Here is a 23,685-nt window from a genome sequence, read left to right as displayed (position 1 = left end):
AGCGGCTGAGCGACGCCGCGACTGAGCGATGCCGCCTGGCGTGCTAGCGCATTGCCAGGCTGCCGGCCAGCATTTGCTGCTCTGCCGAGAGTTCGCGAATGGCCTGGTTCAGCGTCGCGGTCGTGGTGGTGATGGCACTACCCAGGCTGGCGATTTCCTGCTGCAGCACCGCGATGCGGATGCGCTTCTGGTCCGGCGTGCCGGTGGTGGCATTCTTCGCCTCCTCCAGCTCCTGCAGCTTGCGCTCCAGCTGTGCGCGCAGTTCGCGCAGGCGCTTGATCGCATCCTTGGCCTGATCGGGCAGGCCGCTGTCGTCGACATCGCTGTTGTCGCGCACTGACGCGGCCTTGTCGCCACCAACCAGCGCGTGGCCGGGGGCCGAGATATGGATCTCGGTACTGGCCGCGGGCCGGCCGCTAATTCCTGGCGCGTCGCCGGCGCTTTCGCTGGTGGTGGCGGCCGGTGCCGCGGGCGCATCCATCGACACGGCAGCCGCTGTCTTGGCTGCAATCGGTTCGATCATCGTCACGGTGGTACTTCTCCTGGTTTGCCGGCGCTGGGCAATTCGTCCGCGGAAGCTGCCGGCTCAAGGCGGATATCGGCTGCTTTGTGCGCGGACTTGAGTCACGGCTTCCGTCAGGCCGAAGCCTTCTTTCTCCAAACGTGAATTCACGTCGCTCTGACGGTCGATTTATCGTGATTCGACGCCGCGCCACGACCACAACACAGAAGCATGGCGCGGCCGTAACAGGAGACGACGATGAAACAGGCTTTCAACGGGCTGTCGCTGGCCCTTGGTGTTGCCCTCATAGCGGCCCATGGCGCAGCCCTGGCGGCATATCCCGACAAGCCGATCCGGCTGATCGTGCCGGCGGCTGCTGGTGGAACGACCGATATCGCCTCGCGCCTCGTCGGCAAGCGCATGGGCGAGTTGCTGGGCCAGCCGGTGGTGGTGGAAAACCGCGCCGGCGGAGGCGGCATCATCGGCGCGCAAGCGCTCAGGCAGTCGGCCGCCGACGGCTACACGCTGATGATGGGCAATATCGGGCCCAATGCCATCAACTACAGCCTGTACCGGCAGTTGCCTTACCGCGCAGAGGACTTTGCGCCGGTCACCCTGGTGGTGTCGGTGCCCAATGTGCTGGTGGTCAATGCCAACGTGCCGGCCCGCACCGTCGCCGAACTCGTTGCGCTGGCCAGGGCGCAGCCGGGCAAGTACTCCTTTGCATCTTCGGGCACCGGCCAGTCGGTCCATCTGTCCGGCGAGCTGTTCCGCAAGCGCACCGGCACCGACCTGATCCACGTTCCGTACAAGGGCGCGGCGCCGGCCGTGGCCGACCTGGTGGCGGGACAGGTCACCATGATGGTGGACAACTTGCCCAGCTCGCTGCCGCATATCCGCTCGGGCAAGCTGCGCGCGCTGGCCGTGACCAGCGCCAGCCGCGTGCCCGAGCTGCCCGACGTTCCCACCATGAAGGAAGCCGGCGTGAACGACTTCCAGGTGACGGCATGGTTCGGCCTGGTGGCGCCGGCCGGCACGCCGCCGGAGGTGATAGACCGGCTGCAGAAGACAGTCGCCGGCATCCTGGTCGAACCCGAGATCAAGTCAAGGCTGGCGGAGCTGGGCGGCATCCCGGGCGGCGATACGCCGGCCCAATTCGGCACCTTTATCAAGAGCGAGCGCGAGCGCTGGGCGCGCGTGGTCAGGGACACCGGGATTCCGCCGCAATGAGATCAACCCGCATGGCGCTGCTGCGCCGGGCCGACTGTTCAGGCCTGCCCGGCACGGCGTGCCGACGTGCGCGACAGTGCCGCCCAATCCAGGTGGCCTTCGCCATGCGCCAGACTTTCGATATGTGTATCGCGCAGCGTACTGGCCAGGGGCAGGGGGACGTTGGCCTGTTCCGCAGCCTCCAGTGCCAGGCGCACGTCTTTGAGGCCGAGCGCCAGCTTGAATCCAGCAGGCTCGAAGCGCTCTTCGGCGATGGCCTGCCCATAGCCCTTGTAGACGGGAGCAGCGAAGGCCGTAGACGTGACCAGTTCCAGAAAGCCGGCCTTGTCCACCCCATGGCCGTGCGCCAGTGCCACGGCTTCGCCCATCGTGCCGATGGCGCTGGCGATCATGAAATTCACGGCGAGCTTGGCGGCATTGGCCTGTTCTGGGCGTTCGCCCAGGTGCCAGGTCTTCTGGCCGATTGCATCCAGCAGCGGCTGCACGGTTGCAATGGCGTCGGAATTGCCCGCTGCCAGGATGTTGAGCTGGCCCGCTTCAGCAACGTTTGCCCGGCCCAGCACCGGTGCGGCGACATAGTCCACGCCTTGCGCCTGGTGCAGCGCCGCCAGTTCGGCTGCCAGGGCCACTGATATCGTGGCCATGTTGACATGGATGGCTCCCCGCTTCAGCGCGGACAGTGTCCCTGCATCCACTATCGTGGCACGGGTGGCGGCATCGTCGGCCAGCATCGAGATCAGCACGTCCGCATCGGAGACCGCCTCGACGGGCGTGGCCGCGCCCTGCGCGCCGAGCGCTGCCAGTTTCGCCACCGGCGCGGGCGAACGATTCCAGCCGCGCACTGCATGGCCGGCCTTGAGCAAGTTTGCAGCCATTGGCAGGCCCATGGTGCCCAGTCCAAGAAAAGCGATCTTCATCGGTGTTCTCCTCGGTCAAAAATGGAAGCGATTGCTTCCTAAATAGCGAAAAAAATTTTCAGGCTAATACCTGCAGCGCAGCCGTCGCCACGGCTTGCATCTGTTCGCGGCTGCGTCCGGTCTTGCCGACGACCCGCATGCCTTGCGTCAGGCACAACAGCATCCGCGCGGTCGCTTCGACGTCCACATGGGCCGGGATCGAGCCGTCTTGCTGGCCCTGGCGGATCAGGTCGGCCAGCAACGCCTCGTTGCGCGACATCGCGGCGGCGATGTGGCTGGCAACCGGTTTGTCGAATGCCGACAGTTCCACCGCGCTGCCGACGACCAGGCAACCTTGCCGGCCAGTGGCGCCCTGCGCGGAGTCGGCATAGAAGTCCAGCGTGGCGCGCAGGCGTTCCAGCCCGGTGCCGGCCTTGTCGATGGCCCGGTGCAGCTTCTCCGACCGCTGCGCGCGGTAGCGATCGAACGCCGCCAGGAACAGCGATTGCTTGTCCTTGAACGCCTTGTAGAGACTGCCCTGGGCGAGACGCATGGCGCGGGTCAGGTCGGAGATAGAAGCGCCGTGGTAACCGTGTTCGCTGAACACGCGCACAGCCCGATCCAGCGCCTGGTCGACGTTGAACTCGCGCGGGCGGCCGCGGGAACGCGAGCGCGTGGGGACTTGTGGCTGGGGTACGGTCATGCTGCCAGACGGGCAAATTAGGAAACGATGGCTCCCAATATAACACCTGATCGGAGCTTCGTCATGGCGGCGTCCTTGAACTTGACGACCTGGCACCGGTAGCAGGCGCCTGCACTTTACATTCGTTTGCAATCGCTCTGGCGCCGTTGCGCTAAATTCCAAACGCCACCTGGCAGCGTGAATCCACGCTGCGATGGCAGATCCGCTTCCCCTAGCGGCTGGCTTCGCCCGGCATCAGTCCCTGATGCCGGGCCTTTCTTGATACGGGTTGTATCAAACATCTCCAGTGCCATGAGGCGCCTTGCGGACCCTGACGCCGGTTTGCCCTCCACCCACGGCGGCCTTCCAACCCATCCTGCCTATGGTTGCGCCCCGCACCCGGCAAGCGCCGGATTAGCGTTTTACGTGGAGCGGCGACCCGACCCGCGTTGTGCGCCATAATCGCGGGTTTTGCACAGGTACCACGCTGCCATGCCCGTGCCCCCATTCCTGCGTCTCCGCTTCCACTTCGATGCTCGTCCATAGCTACGACAAGTTACTCGTACTGTTTTCCGTGCTTGTCGCGGCGATGGCTTCTTATACGGCGCTCACCCTGGTTGGCCGGTTGACGGTGGCGCGGGGCCATGCGGCGCAGATGTGGCTGGCTGCCGGGGCACTGGCCATGGGGCTCGGCATCTGGTCCATGCATTTTGTCGGCATGCTGGCATTTCGCCTGCCAATCCCGCTGGGTTACGACATTGCCCTGACCACTTATTCGCTGCTGATCGCAGTGGCCGCCTCCGGGTTCGCGCTGCGGCTGGTGAGTCGCCAGACGCTGCCATGGAACCGGTTGGGACTGGGGGCGCTGTTGATGGGCTTCGCCGTCGCGGGCATGCACTACACCGGCATGGCGGCGATGCGGATGGATCCCGCCATCGACTATGATCCGCTGCTCTTCGGCCTTTCGGTCCTGATCGCCGTCACGGCTTGCGGCGCGGCGTTGTGGATCGTCTTTCGTCTGCGCCAGCACACGCGCCATACCGTGCATCTTCGAATGGGTGCGGCAGTGGTGATGGGCGTGGCGATCGCGGCGATGCATTACACGGGCATGGCCGCCGCGCGCTTTCCGCTGGGCAGCGTTTGCCGCGCGGCAGCCAGCGGGCTGGCTGCCGACGAGCTCGCCATGCCGGTGCTGTTGATTACGATCTGCGTGCTGGCCATGGCGCTGCTGACGTCGATACTGGACCTGCGCATGGAAATGCGCACTGCCGTACTGGCCAACTCGTTGGCCGCAGCGCACCAGGAACTGGGCTACCTGGCCCTGCACGACAAGCTGACGAAACTCCCCAACCGTGCGCTTTTCGAAGACCGGTTCGAGCAATCGCTGCAGGCGGCAACGCGGCTGCGTACGCGGCTGGCGGTCCTGTTTATCGACCTGGACGGCTTCAAGGTCATCAACGATTCATTTGGCCACCAGATCGGTGACCACGTATTGGCCGAAGCGGCAAGGCGGATCTGGACGGTTGCCGGCGCGGCCAACATCGTAGGCCGGCTGGGCGGAGACGAGGTGGTGCTGCTGGCGGCCGTCGATGGTCCAGATGACGCCGGGGCGCTGGCCGAGCGGATACTTGGCGACCTGCGTGAACCGATCGAGATCGATAACCACGCGCTTCGCATCTCGGCCAGCATCGGCATCGCCATCTACCCGGATGATGGCAATGACCAGCGCACGTTGCTGCGCAATGCCGACGCGGCGATGTATCACGCCAAGGGATCCGGGCGCGACGCCTCGTGCTTTTTTACGGCATCGATGAACAGCGATGTCCAGGCGCAGCTGGAACTTGCGCAAGACTTGCGCTGCGCGCTGCATCAGAGGCAGCTGGAGCTGCACTATCAGCCCAAGTTCTCCGCCGCCGAAACGGAAGTGATCGGCGCCGAAGCACTGTTGCGCTGGCGCCATCCACGGCACGGCTTGCTGACGCCGGACCAGTTTCTGGGACTGGCCGAGAAGACCGGCATGATGCTGCCGATCGGCAACTGGGTACTGGACGAGGCCTGCGCCCAGCTCGCTCGCTGGCATGCGGCCGGCCACAGGCACTGGACCATGGCGGTGAACCTCAGCACCACACAGTTTTCCCACCCGGGCCTGATGGGTACGGTGCACGCCGCAATCGAACGACACCGGCTCGATCCGTGCGCGCTCACCCTGGAAATCACTGAGTCGACGGCGATGCTGAATATGGAGAAGAGCCTCGCCATCCTGCAGCGCCTTGCCGCGATGGGTGTGCGCATTGCCATCGACGACTTCGGTACCGGCCACTCGAGCCTGCTTTATCTCAAGCGCCTGCCGGCCAGCGAGCTGAAGATCGATCGCGGCTTTGTGCGCGACCTGACCGAGAACGGCGAGGATGCCGCCATTATTTCCGCGATCATCGCATTGGGAAGGACGCTGAATCTGCAGATCGTCGCCGAGGGGGTGGAAACCGCGGCCCAGCAGGCCATCCTGGTAAAGCTCGGTTGCCATGCGCTGCAAGGCTACCTGCTCGGCCGGCCAGCTCCCGCTGCAGCGTTTCCGGCGTCCTGAAAGCTGCGCCGGCACAAGGTAATTCGGAGATATTCAACAAGCCGCATGAGGCCCGGCGACGCTGGGGACAAGATTTTGCGGCGTTTGATCGACAGGGTGGCGTGCGGATACGGCACGGCTTTGAAGTATCGACAGGCACACCGTGCAACTTTTTAGCCGGGCGGCGGACGCCACAGCGTCGATTTCCCGAACAGGCTTTCCACCAGGTCCACGGCCAGCTGCGCGGTCTGGTTGCGTACGTCGCAGGCCGGGTTCAGTTCCATTACGTCGAGCGATGCCAGCCGGCCGGTATCGGCGATCATTTCCATGCACAGCTGGGTTTCGCGATAGGTCGGCCCGCCCGGCACGGTCGTGCCCACGCCGGGCGCAATCACGCAGTCCAGGAAATCCACGTCGAAGCTGACGTGCAGGTGCGTCTGCGCGTCGATGCCGGCCAGCGCCTGCTGCATGGTGTGGCGCATGCCGTTCTCGTCGATGTAGCGCATGTCGTACACCGCCAGATGCAATTCGTGCAGGCGGCGCTTTTCCTCCGCATCGACGCTGCGGATGCCGATCTGCCGGATCGCGCTGCGCTGCACCGCCGGCGCCGCGCCGGCCAGCGTGGTCAGCGGTGCCGGACCGTCTCCGCACAGGCAGGCGACGGGCATGCCATGCATGTTGCCGGTAGGGGTGGTGGTGCCGATATTGGCGTCGGCGTGCGCGTCGAGCCACAGCACCATCAGGGTCTTGCCGGTGTCACGGCAATGGCGCGCGGCGGCGCTGATCGAGCCGATCGCCAGGCAATGGTCGCCACCCATCAGCAGCGGCAGCCGGCCGGCTTGCAGGGTGCCGAGGCAGGCGTCATAGACCGCACGGTTCCACGCCAGCACTTCGTCGAGGTGGCGCAGGCCGTCCCGGGGCGGCTGCCACGGGTTGGCGGGGCCGTCGAGGTTGCCGGCGTCCTCGACCTGCAGTTTGTTGCGAGACAGCGCCTGCGCCAGGCCGGCAACGCGCAGCGCCTCCGGGCCCATCGAGCAGCCGCGCGTGCCGGCTCCGACGTCGGTGGGGGCGCCAATCAGCGTGACAGGTTTCATGGTGTGGATGCGGTGAGTGCGGATGCCAGCATGTGTTTGCAGGTTTCGTACCCGCCGGCTGGTGCGGGTTCTTACGTCTCCCTGGCCACAGCCACATGCCTGCAGTCTCGGAGCTAGCCTTCGATTTCGCTGCGGACCAGCAGCACGGGCTTGTTCGTCTTGGCCAGCACGCCTTCCGATACGCTGCCCATCAGCAGGCGCCGTACCCCGCGGCGCCCGTGCGTGCCCAGCACGATCAGGTCGGCATTCCAGGCATCGGCCTCGGCAACGATGGTCGACGAGATCTGGCCCGGCGCCACGGGCTTTTCATCCAGCTGCATCAGGTGCGGCACGCCCGCCTCGCTGAGCCTGACGGAGGCCGCATCGAGCGCCTTGCGGCCGTGCGCGATGAGGTTGTCGACCAGTTCCTTCGGGTTGAAGTAGCTGGCTTCGAAGAAGACATCGGTGTCGTCCGCCACGAACAGCGCCTTGACCTCGGCACCGGTCGCCCTGGCGATGATGATGGCCTGGCTCAGCGCCAGGTCCGAAGAACGGCTGCCATCGACGGCGAGCAGGATGCGCTGGTACATGATGAGTCTCCTGACGAAGGGATGTGCGGGATCGAAGCTGGGGCGCATTCTTCAGCGTAGATGCCGACGTGGATGCACGCTTGACGGGCATCAATCTGAAGTGGCCGGGCTGGCGCGTCCAGGTTGTTGATCTGAAGGGTTACACCCCGGGCGCGTGACAAACCACCTCGATGTTGTGCCCGTCAGGGCCAATGACGAACGCCGCATAGTAGTTCGCGTGGTAGTGCGGCCGCAGCCCGGGACCGCCATTGTCCCGGGCCCCGGTCGCCAGTGCTGCGCGATGGAAAGCGTCGACCTGCTGCCGGGTCTCTGCGACAAACGCCAGGTGCAGATGCGCGGGCTTCTCGTCGGTCTGGAACAGGCATAACGAGGCCTTGCCCCTTCCGATGAGCTCGACACCGTAGTCCGGCGGCCCCTCCGATGCCACCGCTACACCGAGCGGCTCCAGCGCTTTGAGGAAGAACGCCTTGCTGGCTGCATAGTCGCTGACTCCGAATTTGACGTGGTCAAACATGGGGGCTCCTCAGTCGTTGGTGTGCCCGCGTTGCGCCTCGGGCGGCTGCCGCCCTGGCACTGCTTGGTTGAGGGCGGCGACATAGGGCTCGCTTCAGCGAATGACGACCGACTCTATCACGGCAACGAGGGCAGGTTCCGATCGCGTCCTGCACGGCCATATGCCTTGTCAAACATAAGCTATACCGCACCAGCGCTTGCTAACACAATCAGGAATCATTATCATTCCCGGTTTTGTTACAAATCATTAAAACCCTGCGCGCGCGCCTGCAGCCACCATGCAAACCCTTCCGGCCACCTCTATCCGTTTCGCCCTTCGTCCTCGCCCGTTGTCCCTGCTGATCTGTGCCATCGCGGGCACGCTGCCGCTTGTCTCGGCCGCACAGGCCCAAGCACAAGCTCAAGCCCAGGCGCCGGCCGCGTCGGTGGAAGCGGGCAGCCTGAATGCCGTGGAGGTGCGCGTCGACCGTATCAAGAGCGACCTGGTCAACCCGATGCGGCAGGTCACGGTGATCGAGCGCGAGGAGCTGGACGAGCTGCGCACGGGGTCGACCAACCTTGCCACCATGCTGAGCAAGGTCATTCCGGGCATGGCCGATTCCAGCCGCACGGTGACGGATTTCGGCCAGACGTTGCGCGGGCGCAGCGCGCTGGTGCTGGTCGACGGCATCCCGCTGAACACCAACCGCGACTCGGCGCGCAACCTGGCGACCATCGATCCCAGCAATATCGAGCGCATCGAAGTGCTGCGCGGCAGCAGCGCGCTCTACGGCGCGGGTGCCAGCGGCGGCATCATCTCGATCACCACGCGCCAGGCCGGCGGGCCGCCGAGCGCGGATACCACGGTGACGCTGGGCACGCCGCTGACGCGGCTGAGCAAGGAAGGGCTGAGCGCCAACGTGCAGCAGCATTTCTCCGGCAGCCAGGGACCGATCGACTATGCCTTCCACCTGGGCGCGCAGCGCATCGGCAGCCCCTACGATGCCGAAGGCCAACGCATTGCGCCGGAGCCCAGCCAGGGCGATCTCTTCGATTCCAACGTCTACAACCTGAGCGGCAAGCTGGGCTGGCGCATCGACGGCCAGCAGCGCCTGCAGCTGAGCGTCAGCCGCTACCAGGCCAAGTAGAACACCGACTATGCGTCCGATCCGTCGGTGGCACGGGCGCCGGCCGGCTCCACCGCCGCGCGCGCGATCCGCGGCCTGCAGCTGGACAACCAGAACGAGCTGCGCAATACCGTGGTCAACCTGGACTACCAGCACCAGGACCTGTTCGGCAGCACGGTATCGAGCCAGTTCTACTACCGCGACTATTTCACGCGTTTCCCGCCGTTCGATGCGCGCGCGGTGGCCACGCGCGGCGGCAATGTCGACCAGATCAGCCAGAACAGCGACGTGTTCGGCGGGCGCCTGACCATCAGCACGCCGCTGGGCCAGGCCAAGGCCACCAAGCTGCTGTGGGGTGCCGACTACAACCAGGAGCGCAGCGACATGCCGCTGGACCTGTTCGATCCGCGCGCCTACGACAGCAGCGGCGGGCTGGTCTTCAACCGCATCGGCACGGCCACCTACATGCCGCCGCTGACCACGCGCAGTGGCGGCATCTTCGGCCAGCTGCAGCACAAGTTCAGCGAGCAGTGGTCGGCCGAGGGCGGCCTGCGCTATGAGCGCGCCAGCGCCAGCTTCGATGATTTCGTGCCGCTGTCGCAATCGCGCGTGAGCAACCCGGCCACGGTCAAGGGCGGCACGGTCAACTATGGCGCCTGGCTGTTCAACCTGGGCGCAGCCTATGCGCCGGTCAAGGGGCAGGAGTTCTATGCCTCGTTCAGCCAGGGCTTCCAGCTGCCGGACATCGGCCTGCAGATCCGCAATGCGCGCGCCGGCTTCGATATCAATTCGTCCAGCCTCGATCCGGTCAAGACCAACAACTATGAACTGGGCTGGCGCGGCGCGCTGGGCAATACGCTGGCGAGCGTGGCGCTGTTCTATACCACGTCCAAGCTGGGCGACGTGCAGAGCTTCAACAACGGCCTGATCCTGACCCGCACCGAAGAGCGCATCGCGGGCGTGGAAGCGGCCGCCGACTACCGCTCGGACGACGAGCGCTGGGGCGCGGGCGGCACCATCACCTGGATCAACGGGCGCGAACGGCCGCAGGGCAGCGCCAGCATGCAGGACATGACCGGCTACCGCATCCCGCCGCTCAAGGTTACGGCGTACCTGCAGTTCCGTCCCGTGAGCCAGTGGAGCAACCGCGTGCAGCTGAGCTACTACGCCAACCGCGACTACCGCCTCAACGGCCAGAACAGCTTCGGCCGGCGCGAGGTCGGCAGCTATACCACCGTCGACCTGATCAGCCGCTATGAGCTGACGCGCAAGGACACGATCACGGTCGGCATCGAGAACCTGTTCAACCGCAACTACTACCCGCTGTACAGCCAGCTGCTGCGCAACAGCAACAACACCAGCCGGCTGCCGGCGGCGGGCATCACGCTGACGGCGATGTACCAGCACCGCTGGTAAGCGCTGCGGCGTGGCTGGCGGCGCCGGTGCCGCCAGCCCGAGGCCTTAGTCGAGCGTGATCTTGCCCGCCTTGACGATCTCCGCGTAGCGCCTGGTGTCGCGCTCGATCAGCTTGCGGAACTCCTCGGGCGTACCGCCCACCGGCACAAAGCCCAGGTCGGTCAGCTTCTTCGTGACTTCCGGGCTGCGCGTGGCCGCGGCGATTTCCCGGGCCATGCGCGCGACGATCGGCTGCGGCGTGCCGGCCGGCGCCAGCAGGCCGGTCCACGAGCTCATGACGAAGCCGGGGAAGCCGGCTTCTTCCATGGTCGGGATGTTGGGCTCGCCCGGCCAGCGCTTGGCCGAGGCCACGGCCAGCACGTTGATCTTGCCGGACTTGACGTGCGGCATCGGCACCAGCAGCGGGTCGAACGCCACCGAGACCTCGCCCGACACCAGTGCCGGCAGGATCGGCGCGCTGCCGTTGTAGGGCACGTGGGTGAGCTTGAGCTTCGATTCCATCGCCAGGCGTTCGCCGGTCAGGTGCGCGGAACTGCCGACGCCGCTGGAGCCGAAGGTCAGCGTGTCGGGATGCTTCTTGCCGTAGTCGACCAGCTCGGCCACGGTCTTCACCGGCAGCTTCTTGCTGGCGAACAGGAACAGCGGCAGCTCGGCCATTTCCGCCACCGGCACCAGGTCCGCGGGCTTGTAGCTGAGCTTGGAATACAGCGACATATTGGCGCTGTAGGCCGCCAGCACCGAGACAAAGGTGTAGCCGTCCGGCGCCGAGCGCGCAGCCACGCCGACGCCCAGCGTGCTGTTGGCACCGGGCTTGTTTTCGATGATGATGGGCTGGCCCAGCCGTTGCGAGACCTGCTCGAACACGACCCGCGAGACCGTGTCGGTGGAGCCGCCCGGGGTATAGGGCACGATCACCTTGATCGGCTTGGCCGGCCACGCGTCGGCGGCAAGGGCAGTGGGGGCGGTGTGGATGGCGGCCACGCCGGCAACGGCGATGGCGATGGAACGCGCGCTGCGCGCGACGCGATGCTTGATGCTGGACTTCAACTACGTCTCCTTCTTTGGCATGCTTGGCAATCCCCTGGCGGGGCCTGCGGCCGGAGCTCCGGCCGGCCAATTATGCGGGACGCAGTCTGTGCGGTGCCGCACTGGGGGCGGCTGAATCAGGGATGCGGGCCATCCAATGTGCGATAGCCGAACCAGGCTGGCAGTGATGATCGTCAGAATTCATAGTTGACCGACAGGTCGAACACCGCGTTGGTGCGCTTGCGCGTGATCGGGCTGTCGGCCGCATCGCCGGCGAGTTGCGACACGGCCACGTCAGAGCTGGCAAACCAGTGTTTGGCGAAGTACCACACCGAGGTCACGCCGAAGCCGTATGACTTGATGCCGCCGCGCGCGTGGTACTGCGGCCTGCCAGCGCGCGCCTGCGCGGCGCTGACGCCGTACCAGGCGTTCATGTAGCGCGAGTCGGCCAGCGTGACGGTGGGGCCGGCGAACCAGAAGAATCGCTCCGAGCTGCCGGGCAGCGGCATATAGGCGCCGATATCGCCGACCCAGCCGTCGCTGCCGCCCAGGCTGCGGCGCGCGTCGATGCGCAGCACCAGCGGGAATGCTTTCGAGATTGCGTATTCGGCGAACAGCTTGCCTTCCGGCGCCGGGTTGATATTGCCCATGCCGTCCAGGTGCGGCGAATCTTCCTGGCCGCGCCGGCCCAGGTTGTAGGTCAGGGCGATGCCGGCGCGCCAGTTCCTGCCGCGCAGCAGGTTCACGCCCAGCCCTTCGCCGATCGACGCAAAGGCAAGGTCGCGGTAGCGGATATCGATGCTGGGGCCGCCGATCACGATGTACTCGGACGAGCCGTCGTAGCGCGGCCGCAGCATCGCGGCGGCGCCAAGCCGGACCTGCCAGTCGGGGATGTCGTCCTGGAACAGCTTCTGCAGCGGGATGCCGGCGGAGAACTGCCATTCGGCCAGCGGTGCCGGCGTCTGGGCGCTGGCCGGGCCCGCGGTCAGCAGCGCGCCGGTGGCCAGCAGCAGGGCGATGCACGAGGAAGTACGCGGTGGAATTCGCTCGGTCACGGCAGCCTCCATGCCCGCATGGCGGGCAGCCAGATTGGGGGCGCGGGGCCCGTGGACGACATCTTTCCACCGGATCGCGGCCGGCGCAACCATGGTGCAGCCACCGCGGCGCCTGCAGATTCTGCCTGGTGACGGGAGGGCGTTCAGTCGAGCAGCTTGTCCAGCGTGATCGGCAAGTCGCGCACGCGCCGGCCGGTAGCGTGGTACACGGCATTGGCAATCGCGGCGGCCACGCCGACGATGCCGATCTCGCCGATGCCCTTGGTGCCCAGGGCGTTGATATGCCGATCGTCCTCGTCCACCACCGTGACCTCGATGGAGCCGATGTCGGCATTGACCGGCACGTGGTACTCGGCCAGGTTGGCGTTGGCGACGCGCCCGGTGGCCAGGTCCAGCTCGGTCTTCTCGTGCAATGCCATGCCGATGCCCCAGACGATGCCGCCCATCAGCTGGCTGTGCGCGGTCTTGCGGTTCAGCAGCCGGCCGGCGCCGTAGCTGGCCACCACGCGGTGGACGCGGATCTCGCCCAGTTCAGGGTCGACGCGGACTTCGGCAAAGACCGCGCCGAAGGCGTGCATGGAATACGTCTGGCGCTCCTTGCCGGGCCTGGTGCTGGCGCGGGCTTCGATCGCTCGCCCGCCCGCACGCTGGATCGGCGCGGACATCGGTTCGCGCTGCGCCACATCCGAGCGGTGTTGCGAGCGGCGTTGCAGCCAGCCATCGACGATCTCGACGTCCTCTACCGGCGCGCCCGCCAGCGGCGAGGCGGTATCGGCCACGGTCTGGCGGATCAGCCGCAGCCGCGCCGCCTCGGCCGCCTGCTGCACGGCGGGTGCGACGCTGGCCACCGATTGCGAGCCGCCCGACACCGGCGCCTCGGGGAAGGCCGTATCGCCGAGTTCAAGGCGGACGCGTTGCGGCGGCAGGCCCAGCGCATCGGCGGCGACCTGCGTCATCACCGTATAGGTGCCGGTGCCGAGGTCCTGCGAGCCGGTGCGTACCAGCGCCGTGCCGTCCGGCAGCAGGCGCACCATCGCGCTGGCCGGCGAGCGGTAGGTGGGATAGGTGGCGGTGGCCATGCCCAATCCCACCAGCTTGCCGTCGGCGCGCATCGAGCGTGGGGCCGGATCGCGGCGCGCCCAGCCGAAGCGCTCGGCGGCGTCGCGATAGCACTCGCGCAGCGACTTGCTCGAGAACGGCAGCTGCTTGTCCGGATCGGTGTCGGCGTGGTTGCGCAGGCGCAGCGCAACCGGGTCGAGCCCCAGCCGCTCCGCCAGTTCGTCGAGCGCGCATTCCAGCGCAAAGCTGCCGGTGGCTTCACCCGGCGCGCGCATGAAGGTAGGCGTGCCGATGTCCAGCTCGACCAGCCGGTGGCTGGTCTGCAGGTTGGGACAGGCGTAGAGCCGGCGCGTGATGAGTGCGGCGGATTCGACCCATTCCTCGATCGTGGAAGTGCATGTGGTCACGTCATGGCGTAAGGCTTGCAGCGCGCCGTCGGCCGCCGCGGCGGCGACCACATGCTGCTCGGTCAGCGGACGCCCGCCCACCGGGCCGAACATCTGGGTCCGTTCCACCACCAGCCGGACCGGCCGGCTGACCTGCCGCGCCGCCATCGCGGCCAGCACCACGTGCGACCACACCGAGCCCTTGCAGCCAAAGCCGCCGCCCACGTAGGGGCAGATCACGCGCACCTTGTCGGCAGCCATGCCGAACGCGGCCGCGACGGCCTTGCGCACGCCGGTGACGTATTGCGTCGCGTCGTACAGGGTCAGCTGCTCGCCGTCCCACGCGGCGAGGGTGGCGTGCGGCTCCATCGGGTTGTGGGTTTCCATCGGCGTGGTGTAGACCGCGTCGATCACGGCTGCGGCGCCGCGCCGGCCCGCATCGGGATCGCCGCGGCGGCTGTCGGCGGATTCGTCCTCGTCAGGCTTGCGGGCCCGCGCGCGCGCCTGCGCGAAGTCCAGTACGGCATCGCCCTGCCGGTATTGCACCGGCAGGCAGCGCGCGGCGTCGCGGGCCTGCTCGAGCGTATCGGCCACCACCACCGCGATGGGCTGGTTGTTGTAGTGGACCGTGGTGTCCTGCAGCAGGCTCATGAGATGGCCGGCGGTGGGGATGTCCGCGGCCGCCTTGCCGCCCTTGGGCAGGTGCGGGGCGTTGAACGGCGTCAGCACCAGCCGCACGCCCGGCATGCGTTCGCACGCGGCGGTGTCGATGGCGACGATCTCGCCGCGGGCAATGGCGCTGGTCACCATCACCGCATGGACCAGTCCCGGCAGCGTGTGGTCTGCGGTGTAGCGGGCGCTGCCGGTGACCTTAGGGATGCCGTCGACGCGGTCGAGGGGGGTGCCGGTCACGCTCATGGCGAAGCTCCTGGCGGGCCGCTGGCAACCTTCAGCGCGAGGGCGACGGCTCTCTGAGCCAGGCCGATCTTGAACGCGTTGTGCGCATACGGGTGCGCGCCGTCGAGCAGCAGCCGCGCCGCGTCCGCCGCGCTGTGCGCGCTCAGCGGCCGGCCGGCCAGCGCGCGTTCCGCTGCGGGAACGCGCCAGGGCTTGTGCGCCACGCCGCCCAGCGCCAGCCGTGCGCTGTGCACCAGCTTGCCGTCGAGTTCGAGCGCCGCGGCGACCGAGACCAGGGCGAAGGCAAAGCTGGAGCGGTCGCGCACCTTCAGGTAGTGCGCATGGGCGGCGTAGGGCGAAGGCGGCAGGTCGATGGCGACGATCAACTCGCCGGGCGCCAGCATGGTGTCGCACTGCGGGGTATCGCCGGGCAGGCGATGGAAGTCGCCGATCGGGATGCGGCGCTCGCCGGTGGTCGCGCGCACCACGATCACGGCCTCGAGCGCGGCCAGCGCCACGCACATGTCGGACGGATGCACCGCGATGCAATGTTCGCTGGCGCCGAGGATGGCATGGATGCGGTTGATGCCGTCGCGCGCGCCGCAGCCCGAGCCGGGCTTGCGCTTGTTGCAGGCCGGAAAGCCCAGGTCATAGAAGTAGTGGCAACGAGTGCGCTGCAGCAGGTTGCCGCCCACCGTGGCCATATTGCGCAGCTGCCCGGACGCGCCCGACAGCAGCGCCTGCCCCAGCAGCGGATAGCGTTCGCGCACCAGCGCGTGGTTGGCCGCATCGGTGTTGCTGGCCATCGCGCCCAGTCGCAGGCCGCCATCGGGCAGCGCCGTGATCTGGTCCAGCGGCAACCGGCTGACGTCGACCAGCAGCCGCGGTGCTTCCACGCCGGCCTTGACCAGGTCCAGCAGGTTGGTGCCGCCCGCCACATAGCGGGCACCCGGCTGGCTCCCCAGGCGCATGGCCTCGTCGACCGAGCCGGGCCGTTCATAGGCGAAAGGATTCATACCGGGCCCTAGCTGCCGTCGCCGTTTCCGCAAACGGCGCGGACCGCGGCGACGATATTGGGGTAAGCGCCGCAGCGGCACAGGTTGCCGCTCATGCGCTCGCGGATCTCGTCATCGTTGAGCGGCAGTGGCGGCGGGCTCAGTGGCAGCACCGCGCTGGCATGGCCGGCCTGCGCCTCGGCCAGCATGCCCACCGCCGAGCAGATCTGGCCCGGGGTGCAGAAGCCGCACTGCAGCGCGTCGTGGGTGACGAAGGCCTGCTGCATCGGGTGCAAGGTGTCGCCGCTGGCCAGGCCTTCGATGGTGGTGATGTGGCGGCCTTCCTGCATCACCGCGAGCGTCAGGCAGGCGTTGATGCGACGGCCGTCGACCAGTACCGTGCAGGCGCCGCACTGGCCGCGGTCGCAGCCTTTCTTGGCGCCGGTCAGGTGGAGGATTTCACGCAGCGCGTCGAGCAGCGTGCAGCGCGGTTCCAGCTGCAGGGTGCAGGGCTTGCCGTTGACATGGAGCGTGACTGCGCGGGTGGCCGCGCCTGGCGGGGCGGTGGTGCTGCAATGGGCCGGAACGTTGTCTTCGGACATGGGCGAGCCTTCTGTCGGCGTCCCGGCATGTCGTCGGAAGGCGCCGGGAATACCGGAAGGCTGCAAGTTCAGTGCCGGGCAGCGCCCCGGCCATGGCGCCGTGGGCGGTACGGCAACGCGGCGCGGCAAGCGTCAAAAACGCCACGCGGTGCGTGTAGAAATTACGCTGCCCGCAAGCGTGGCCCCGAAAACAAAAACGGCGCCCGAAGGCGCCGCCATGAGGCCGTATGGGACCGGGCTCAGCCCTTCAGCACGCTGCCGATGGCCTTGGCCACGATGCCGACATTGCGCTCGTTCAGGCCGGCCACGCACATGCGGCCCGAGCGCAGCAGGTACACGCCGTGCTGCTCGCGCAGGCGCTCGGCCTGGTCGGCGGTGAGGCCGGTGTAGGTGAACATGCCGCGCTGGGTCAGGTAGCGCGATAGCGCCTCGCCGCTGACATGGTCGCGCAGGTGGTGGTGGATGGCCTCGCGCATGCGCGCGATGCGGCCGCACATCTGGGCCAGTTCCTGTTCCCACAGCTGGCGCAGTTCGGGCGTGGTCAGCACCTTCGAGACCACGCGCGCGCCGTGCGTGGGCGGGTTGCTGTAGTTGGCGCGCACCGCGCCGGTCAGCTGGCCCAGCACGTTCGACGCTTCGGCCGCGGTGTTGCAGAACACGCTCAGGCCGCCGCAGCGCTCGCCATACAGCGAGAAGTTCTTCGAGAACGAGTTGGCCACCAGGCAGGGCACGTCCTGCGCCACCAGTTCGCGGATGGCGAAGGCGTCGTCTTCCAGGCCGGCGCCGAAGCCCTGGTAGGCCATGTCGACGAACGGCAGCAACTTGTTGGCCTTGAGCAGCGCGATCAGCTGGCGCCACTGGTCCTGGTTCAGGTCGACACCGGTCGGGTTGTGGCAGCAGGCGTGCAGCAGCACGATGCTGCCGGCCGGGATCGCGCGCAGCGCGTCGATCATGGCGTCGAACTTCAGGCCGCCGGTGGCATCGTCATAGTACGGGTAGGTATTGACGGTGAAGCCGGCGCGCTCGAACACCACGCGGTGGTTTTCCCAGCTGGGGTCGCTGATCCACACCTGCGCCTGCGGGTAGTAGCGCTTGAGGAAATCGGCACCCACTCGCAGCGCGCCCGAGCCGCCCAGCGTCTGCAGCGTGGCGATGCGGCCGGCGGCCCGCGCGGGCGAGTCCTCGCCGAACACCAGCGCCTGCACGGCGTTGCGGTAGGCCGCCAGGCCCGACATCGGCAGGTAGGGGCGCGGACCCATGTCGGCCAGCAGCGCGGCCTCGGCCTGCGCCACCGCCTGCATCACCGGCAGGCGGCCGTCGTCGTCGAAGTAGATGCCGATGCTGAGGTTGACCTTGTCGGTGCGCGGGTCGCGCTGGAAGTCCTCGTTGAGCGAGAGGATCGGATCGCCGGGAAAGGCCTCGATGTGTGCGAACATGGGATGCGATGGGGTTGGGTCGGGGGCGGCTGCCGCGGCGCAAGGCGCCGCGCAGCCCGGGATTTTAACCGGTGGCGCCCGCAGCCTGCAGGCGCCACCCTGGCTGGGGGCCGCTCAGCGCAGCTGCTGCGCGGCCACGCCGGCCTGCAGCGCGGCGCCGGCCTTCTTCTGGCGCACCAGGTAGCTCACGCCGAGCACCACCAGCCACACCGGGATCAGGTACACCGAGATGCGCAGGCCTTCGGTCAGGTACATCACCACCAGGATGCCGGCCAGGAACACCAGGCACAGGTAGTTGGTCAGCGGATAGCCCCAGCTCTGGAACGCCGTGGCCTGGCCGGCCTTGCGCTTGTCGGCGCGGAACTTCAGGTGGATCAGGCTGATCATGGCCCAGTTGATGATCAGCGCCGACACCACCAGCCCCATCAGCAGCTCGAAGGCCTTGCCCGGCATGAAGTAGTTGATCACCACGCAGGCCGCGGTGGCCACCGCCGAGAACGCCAGCGCCGTCAGCGGGATGCCGCGCTGGTTGACCTTGAGCAGCGCCTTGGGGGCGTTGCCTTGTTTAGCCAGGCCGTACAGCATGCGGCTGTTGCAGTACACGCCGCTGTTGTAGACCGACAGCGCCGCGGTCAGCACCACCACGTTCAGCACGTTGGCCACCCAGTTGCTGTTGAGCGCGTGGAAGATCAGCACGAACGGGCTGCCGCCGGTGACCACGTTCTCCCACGGGTACAGCGACAGCAGCACCGCCAGCGCGCCCACGTAGAAGATCAGGATGCGGTAGATCACCTGGTTGGTGGCCTTGGGGATGGTCTTCTCGGGGGAGTCCGCCTCGGCCGCGGTGATGCCCACCAGCTCCAGGCCGCCGAACGAGAACATGATCACCGCCATCGCCATCACCAGGCCGCCCATGCCGTTGGGGAAGAAGCCGCCGTGCTGCCACAGGTTGGCCACGCTGGCCTGCGGGCCGGCGTTGCCGGACAGCAGCAGGTAGCCGCCGAAGCCGATCATGCCGATGATCGCCGCGACCTTGATGATCGAGAACCAGAATTCCATCTCGCCGAAGGACTTCACGCTCGCCAGGTTGATCGCGTTGATGATGACGAAGAACGCCAGCGCCGAGACCCAGGTGGGAGTCTCCGGCCACCAGTACTGCACGTAGATGCCGACCGCGGACAGTTCGGCCATGCTCACCAGGATATACAGCACCCAGTAGTTCCACCCCGACAGGAAGCCGGCGAAGTGGCCGCAGTACTTGTCGGCGAAGTAGCTGAACGAGCCGGCGACGGGCTCGTCCACCACCATCTCGCCGAGCTGTCGCATGATGAAGAAGGCGACGATGCCGGCGATGGCATAGCCCAGCAGGACCGACGGTCCCGCCATCTTGATGGTCTGGGCGATGCCCAGGAAAAGTCCGGTGCCGATGGCGCCACCCAGGGCGATCAGCTGGATGTGCCGGTTCTTCAGCCCGCGCTTGAGCGAGCCGTCGTTGTTGCTGGAATGCATGCAGTGTTTCCTCTACCCATTCTCATGGAATGCGGGCCCGCGTCTCTGGCTGTTGTGGGAGTCGGACGCTTGGGCCTGGGGGTCGTCGCCGCGCGCGCGGCAGGGTGTCTGCCGCGCGGGGCGTGCGCGTTGCCGGACCGGCGCGCCGTCGAAGGCGGCCGGTCAGTGCGGGCCGATGCCGGTCAGGCCTCGACCTTGAGCGTGCCGCGTTCGATCTGGTCGCGTTCCAGCGACTCGAACAGTGCCTTGAAGTTGCCTTCGCCGAAGCCTTCGTCGCCCTGGCGCTGGATGAACTCGAAGAACACCGGGCCGAGCGCGGTCTTGGAGAAGATCTGCAGCAGCAGACGGGGCTTGCCGCCTTCGGTGGTGCCGTCCAGCAGGATGCCGCGCGACTTCAGTTGCTCGACCGGCTGGCCGTGGCCGGGCAGGCGGGTGTCGAGCGCCTCGTAGTAATAGTCGTTCGGCGCGGTCATCAGCGGCACGCCGGCCAGTTGCAGGCGGTCGATGACCTCGATCAGGTTGGCGGTCAGGAAGGCGATGTGCTGGATGCCCTCGCCGTTGAAGGCCATCAGGAACTCTTCGATCTGGCCGGCGCCCTTGGACGATTCCTCGTTCAGCGGAATGCGGATTTTACCATCCGGCGCGGTCATGGCCTTGGAGGCCAGGCCGGTGTACTCGCCCTGGATGTCGAAATAGCGGATTTCCCGGAAGTTGAACAGCTTTTCGTAGAAATTGGCCCAATACGCCATGCGGCCACGGTAGACGTTGTGGGTCAGGTGGTCGATCAGCTTGAGGCCGTGGCCGACCGGGTGGCGGTCGACGCCCTCGATGAACTCGAAGTCGATGTCATAGATCGACTTGCCTTCCTCGAAGCGGTCGATCAGGTACAGCGGCGCGCCGCCGATGCCCTTGATCGCCGGCAGGCGCAGCTCCATCGGGCCGGTCGGGATCTCGACCGGCTGCGCGCCCAGTGCCAGCGCGCGGGCGTAGGCCTTGTGCGAATCCTTGACGCGGAAAGCCATGCCGCAGGCGCTCGGGCCGTGCTCGGCGGCAAAGTAGGCGGCGTGGCTGTGCGGCTCGCGGTTGACGATGAAGTTCACTTCGCCCTGGCGGTACAGCACCACGTCCTTGGAACGGTGCTTTGCCACCAGCGTGAAGCCCATCTGCTCGAACAGCGGCTCAAGCAGGTTGGGGGTGGGCGAGGCGAATTCCACGAATTCGAAGCCCATCAGCTGCATCGGATTGTCAAACAGGTCGGCCATGGCTTTCTCGGTAAGAACGTAGGGGCGGGAAATAATATTGTGGCTTCAGCACTTGCTTGCGCAGTCGCGCCGGGGCCAGCCGGCTCGGCACCGGACCCGTGACGGCACGGGTTTGCGGTGCGCTTGCTTGGGATGCAGTGTATATTCGGGGCGGCAAAATTGGATTTCGTAAAACAGGCAGGGAAACCCTAGATTATGAAATTTGATTTCCTGAATACTTGAAACGAGGAAACCGAAGTGCAATCAATCGAGCTGGACCGCACCGATCGCCGCTTGCTCGGGGTGCTGCAGGAGCACGGGCGTGCCTCCAACCTGGAACTGGCCGAGGCCATCGCGCTGTCGCCGGCGCAGACCTTGCGGCGCCACCGCCGGCTGGAAGAAGCCGGGCTGGTCAAGCGCTATGAGGCGCGGCTGGACGCGGCGGCGCTGGGCTTCGGCGTGGTTGCCTTTATCCACGTGACGATGGAGCGCGGGCATATCCGCGACCTGTCCAACTTCAAGCGGCTGGTGGCGGAACTGGCGCAGATCCAGGAGTGCTTCTCGGTGACGGGCGATATCGACTACGTGCTGAAGGTGGTCGCGCGCGACCTGAAATCGCTGTCCGACTTCCTGCTCGATACGCTGATGCGCATTCCGGGCGTCAGCGGCGTGAAGTCGAGCGTGTGCCTGGACGAGATCAAGTGCACCAGCGCGGTGCCGATGGAGCCCTGAAGCGGACCGGTCAGTCCTCGGGCAGCGCGATGCGGTCGCACTGCACGTTCATCGCGCGGCAGACCGCACACCACGATGCCCGCGCGCCAGGGGCGGCTTCGTAGCGGGAACCGTCGCCGCTCACCGTGCCGGTGGAGGCCGCCGGGTCTTGCCCGGGCGCGGGGCCGGTTGGTTCCGGCTCCGGCGCCCTGGACGGCTGAGGCCGGCCGCCGCAGGCTTGCGCGACGGCGGCATCCAGCGCCTGCAAGCCCACCGGCTTGACCACCACGGCGTTCATGCCCGCGGCCAGCGCCGCGGCGTGGTCGCTGGCCACGGCGCTCGCGGTGCAGCCGACGATGGGCACGCCGCGGTGCGCATCGTCGCGGGCCCGCACCGCGCGCGTGAAGGCGAGGCCGTCCATCACCGGCATGGCGCAGTCGCAAACGATCACGTCGAAGCTGGCGCGCTCCAGCGCGGCCAGCGCTTCGCAGCCATCGCACGCCGTGCTCACGCGGTGTCCCAGGTGTTCCAGCTGGCGCTGCAGCAGCAGGCGGTTGGGGGCGTGGTCGTCGATCACCAGGATGCTGGCATTGCGCCGCGGGCAACCGGCCATAGGCGACAGCGGCGCTGGCTCGGCCGGCTCGGCCGGTTGCGGCGCGCTGGCGATGGCCAGCGGCAGTGACACCACCACGCGCGTGCCCCGGCCCGGCTGGCTGGTCAGCGTGATGCGGCCGCCCATGGCCGTGGCCAGGCGCCGGCAGATCGCCAAACCCAGCCCGGTGCCGCCGGCATGGGTGCGCGCGCAGCCGTGCACCTGCTCGAACGGCTGGAACAGCCGGGCCTGGGCTTCGAAGGGAATGCCCACGCCGGTGTCGGAAACGGTCAGCACGACGTGCTGGACGCCGTCGCACGGCGCCTGCGCATCCAGGCGAACGTGGACCGTGCCGCTGTCGGTAAAGCGCACCGCATTCGACACCAGGTTGGCCAGGATCTGCCGGAAGCGCAGCGCGTCGACCTGATGCAGCGGCGCCAGCGCGGCGCTGACGCCGCTGGTCAGGGGCAGGCCTTTTTGCGCGGCCACGGGCCCGAAGATCAACAGGGTATCGTCGACCAGCGCTGACAGCGACGCGGGCGCCGGATGGATGCTGAACTTGCCCGCCTCCAGCTTGGACAGGTCGAGGATGTCGTCGATCAGCGCCAGCAGCCCCAGTGCCGACCTGTGCGCGGTGACCAGCTGCAGCCGCTGCTCGTCCGGCAGCTGGCTTTGCGCCAGCGTCAGCTCGAGCATGCCGGTGACGGCATTCATCGGCGTGCGGATCTCATGGCTGACCGTCGCCAGGAACGCGGACTTGGCGCGGTTGGCGGCTTCGGCCTCGGTCTTGGCCTGCGCCAGCTCGGCCAGCATCTGGTGGCGCTCGGTCAGGTCGACGCAGCCGCCGGCCAAACCCTTGACGGTGCCGTCGGCGCCGCGCAGCGGGGTCAGCCAGTTCAGCACATGCAGGGTACGGCCGCCCAGGTGCAGGCATCGGTCGGTGCGCAGCGGCGCGCCGTCTTCGATGACCTGGCGGTAGTCCTGCGCCAGTTCCGCCATGTCGAGGGCGAAGGGGTGTGACGCCTGCAGTGCGTGCAGCGGCTGCCCCACCAGGGTGCCGCGGCTGGCGCCCAGCAGTTCCTCATAGCTGCGGTTGCAGGCGACGAGCCGCAGCCGGGCATCGCGCAGATAGACCGGTTGGGGTATGCCGTCGAGCAGCGCGGTCTGGATTGCGACACAGTCCTTCAGCGCGGCCTCGGCGGCCCGGCGCCGGCGCACCTCGCGGTACAGCGCAATGATCCAGGCCAGCAGGCAAGGGGTAAGCACGCAGAACACCGCGGTGGACCAGCCCAGCCATTGCGCATGCGAATCGGGCGCCGGCCCGGTTGCGGCCAGCGCAGCGCCAACCCCGCCACGCGAAAGGCCGATGGCCAGCGCGATGGCGCACGCAAGCCGCAGCGCGCGGGGGCTTCGGCCGGTCCGTGCCGGGGCCCGGGCGGGTTGGGGGGAATCGACAGCTGCGCTAGGCGGGCGCGTGATGACGGGTGGCGAAACGTTAGCGAGGGAAGAGAGCGGACGGTACGGCAAACGGGTAGCGAGATCGGTTTAGTGTTTTCACTCTAGTGGCGCGGGCCCGCCATCTCATTAGGACGAATCTGAAATTGA

Annotated in this window: 18 protein-coding genes and 1 pseudogene; 4 read left to right on the top strand and 15 right to left on the bottom strand. The window is 67.3% G+C overall.

Features of this window, described 5'->3' with window-relative positions; all coding sequences use genetic code 11:
* Positions 1-43: 43 nt before the first annotated feature.
* Positions 44-523 (bottom strand): coiled-coil domain-containing protein, encoded by a 480-nt coding sequence (locus A2G96_RS27420; RefSeq protein WP_062803313.1) that lies wholly within the window; start codon positions 521-523, stop codon positions 44-46.
* A gap of 237 nt (positions 524-760) precedes the next feature.
* Between A2G96_RS27420 and A2G96_RS27415 the strand changes: the two genes are divergently transcribed.
* Entirely contained in the window at positions 761-1,732 is a 972-nt protein-coding gene (locus A2G96_RS27415) for a tripartite tricarboxylate transporter substrate binding protein (RefSeq protein ID WP_062803312.1), read from the top strand.
* 38 nt (positions 1,733-1,770) lie between these two features.
* On the opposite strand, the gene A2G96_RS27410 is transcribed toward A2G96_RS27415, so the two are convergent.
* On the bottom strand, positions 1,771-2,649 hold the full coding sequence (locus A2G96_RS27410) for an NAD(P)-dependent oxidoreductase (RefSeq protein ID WP_062803311.1): 879 nt from the start codon (positions 2,647-2,649) through the stop codon (positions 1,771-1,773).
* Between the two features lie 58 nt (positions 2,650-2,707).
* Entirely contained in the window at positions 2,708-3,331 is a 624-nt protein-coding gene (locus A2G96_RS27405) for a TetR/AcrR family transcriptional regulator (RefSeq protein WP_062803310.1), read from the bottom strand.
* 511 nt (positions 3,332-3,842) lie between these two features.
* Between A2G96_RS27405 and A2G96_RS27400 the strand changes: the two genes are divergently transcribed.
* A complete protein-coding gene (locus A2G96_RS27400) occupies positions 3,843-5,894 on the top strand; it encodes a putative bifunctional diguanylate cyclase/phosphodiesterase (RefSeq protein ID WP_062803309.1) in 2,052 nt (683 codons plus the stop codon).
* A 152-nt stretch (positions 5,895-6,046) separates the two neighbouring features.
* Here the strand turns inward: A2G96_RS27400 and rocF are convergent, their stop codons facing one another.
* The 3 genes from rocF to A2G96_RS27385 form a co-directional block, all read right to left on the bottom strand.
* Positions 6,047-6,967, bottom strand: coding sequence for an arginase (gene rocF / locus A2G96_RS27395; RefSeq protein WP_062803308.1), 921 nt, complete (start codon positions 6,965-6,967; stop codon positions 6,047-6,049).
* A 113-nt stretch (positions 6,968-7,080) separates the two neighbouring features.
* Positions 7,081-7,536: a universal stress protein gene (locus tag A2G96_RS27390; protein WP_062803307.1), complete on the bottom strand. Its 456-nt coding sequence runs from the start codon at positions 7,534-7,536 to the stop codon at positions 7,081-7,083.
* A gap of 139 nt (positions 7,537-7,675) precedes the next feature.
* Positions 7,676-8,050 (bottom strand): VOC family protein, encoded by a 375-nt coding sequence (locus tag A2G96_RS27385; protein WP_062803306.1) that lies wholly within the window; start codon positions 8,048-8,050, stop codon positions 7,676-7,678.
* 277 nt (positions 8,051-8,327) lie between these two features.
* Here A2G96_RS27385 and A2G96_RS27380 point away from each other — a divergent pair.
* A pseudogene (locus A2G96_RS27380) lies at positions 8,328-10,571 on the top strand (TonB-dependent receptor).
* A gap of 45 nt (positions 10,572-10,616) precedes the next feature.
* Here A2G96_RS27380 and A2G96_RS27375 read toward each other — a convergent pair.
* The 8 genes from A2G96_RS27375 to hppD form a co-directional block, all read right to left on the bottom strand.
* Complete coding sequence (locus tag A2G96_RS27375) at positions 10,617-11,618, bottom strand: Bug family tripartite tricarboxylate transporter substrate binding protein (RefSeq protein WP_062803305.1); 1,002 nt, start codon at positions 11,616-11,618, stop codon at positions 10,617-10,619.
* Between the two features lie 173 nt (positions 11,619-11,791).
* Positions 11,792-12,745 (bottom strand): MipA/OmpV family protein, encoded by a 954-nt coding sequence (locus A2G96_RS27370; RefSeq protein ID WP_062803304.1) that lies wholly within the window; start codon positions 12,743-12,745, stop codon positions 11,792-11,794.
* A 50-nt stretch (positions 12,746-12,795) separates the two neighbouring features.
* Positions 12,796-15,015 carry a xanthine dehydrogenase family protein molybdopterin-binding subunit gene (locus tag A2G96_RS27365; RefSeq protein WP_062803303.1) on the bottom strand — a complete coding sequence of 740 codons (2,220 nt, stop codon included), beginning with the start codon at positions 15,013-15,015 and terminating at the stop codon, positions 12,796-12,798.
* Positions 15,012-16,010, bottom strand: a complete 999-nt coding sequence (locus A2G96_RS27360; protein WP_062803302.1) for an FAD binding domain-containing protein — start codon at positions 16,008-16,010, stop codon at positions 15,012-15,014. Before A2G96_RS27360 ends, A2G96_RS27365 begins: the two co-directional genes overlap by 4 nt.
* 8 nt (positions 16,011-16,018) lie before the next feature.
* Positions 16,019-16,591, bottom strand: coding sequence for a 2Fe-2S iron-sulfur cluster-binding protein (locus tag A2G96_RS27355; protein WP_062803301.1), 573 nt, complete (start codon positions 16,589-16,591; stop codon positions 16,019-16,021).
* A 239-nt stretch (positions 16,592-16,830) separates the two neighbouring features.
* Entirely contained in the window at positions 16,831-18,027 is a 1,197-nt protein-coding gene (locus A2G96_RS27350; RefSeq protein ID WP_062803300.1) for an amino acid aminotransferase, read from the bottom strand.
* Between the two features lie 114 nt (positions 18,028-18,141).
* Complete coding sequence (locus tag A2G96_RS27345; protein WP_062803299.1) at positions 18,142-19,536, bottom strand: amino acid permease; 1,395 nt, start codon at positions 19,534-19,536, stop codon at positions 18,142-18,144.
* A 182-nt stretch (positions 19,537-19,718) separates the two neighbouring features.
* Positions 19,719-20,798, bottom strand: a complete 1,080-nt coding sequence (hppD, locus tag A2G96_RS27340) for a 4-hydroxyphenylpyruvate dioxygenase (RefSeq protein WP_062803298.1) — start codon at positions 20,796-20,798, stop codon at positions 19,719-19,721.
* A 237-nt stretch (positions 20,799-21,035) separates the two neighbouring features.
* Here hppD and A2G96_RS27335 point away from each other — a divergent pair, with 237 nt between their 5' ends.
* Positions 21,036-21,509 (top strand): Lrp/AsnC family transcriptional regulator, encoded by a 474-nt coding sequence (locus tag A2G96_RS27335; RefSeq protein WP_018007494.1) that lies wholly within the window; start codon positions 21,036-21,038, stop codon positions 21,507-21,509.
* 10 nt (positions 21,510-21,519) lie between these two features.
* Here the strand turns inward: A2G96_RS27335 and A2G96_RS27330 are convergent, their stop codons facing one another.
* Complete coding sequence (locus tag A2G96_RS27330) at positions 21,520-23,346, bottom strand: PAS domain-containing hybrid sensor histidine kinase/response regulator (RefSeq protein WP_231909668.1); 1,827 nt, start codon at positions 23,344-23,346, stop codon at positions 21,520-21,522.
* Between the last annotated feature and the right edge of the window lie 339 nt (positions 23,347-23,685).

Source organism: Cupriavidus nantongensis, from assembly GCF_001598055.1.
Lineage (GTDB): Bacteria > Pseudomonadota > Gammaproteobacteria > Burkholderiales > Burkholderiaceae > Cupriavidus > Cupriavidus nantongensis.
This window is presented reverse-complemented; position numbering and strand designations above follow the sequence as displayed.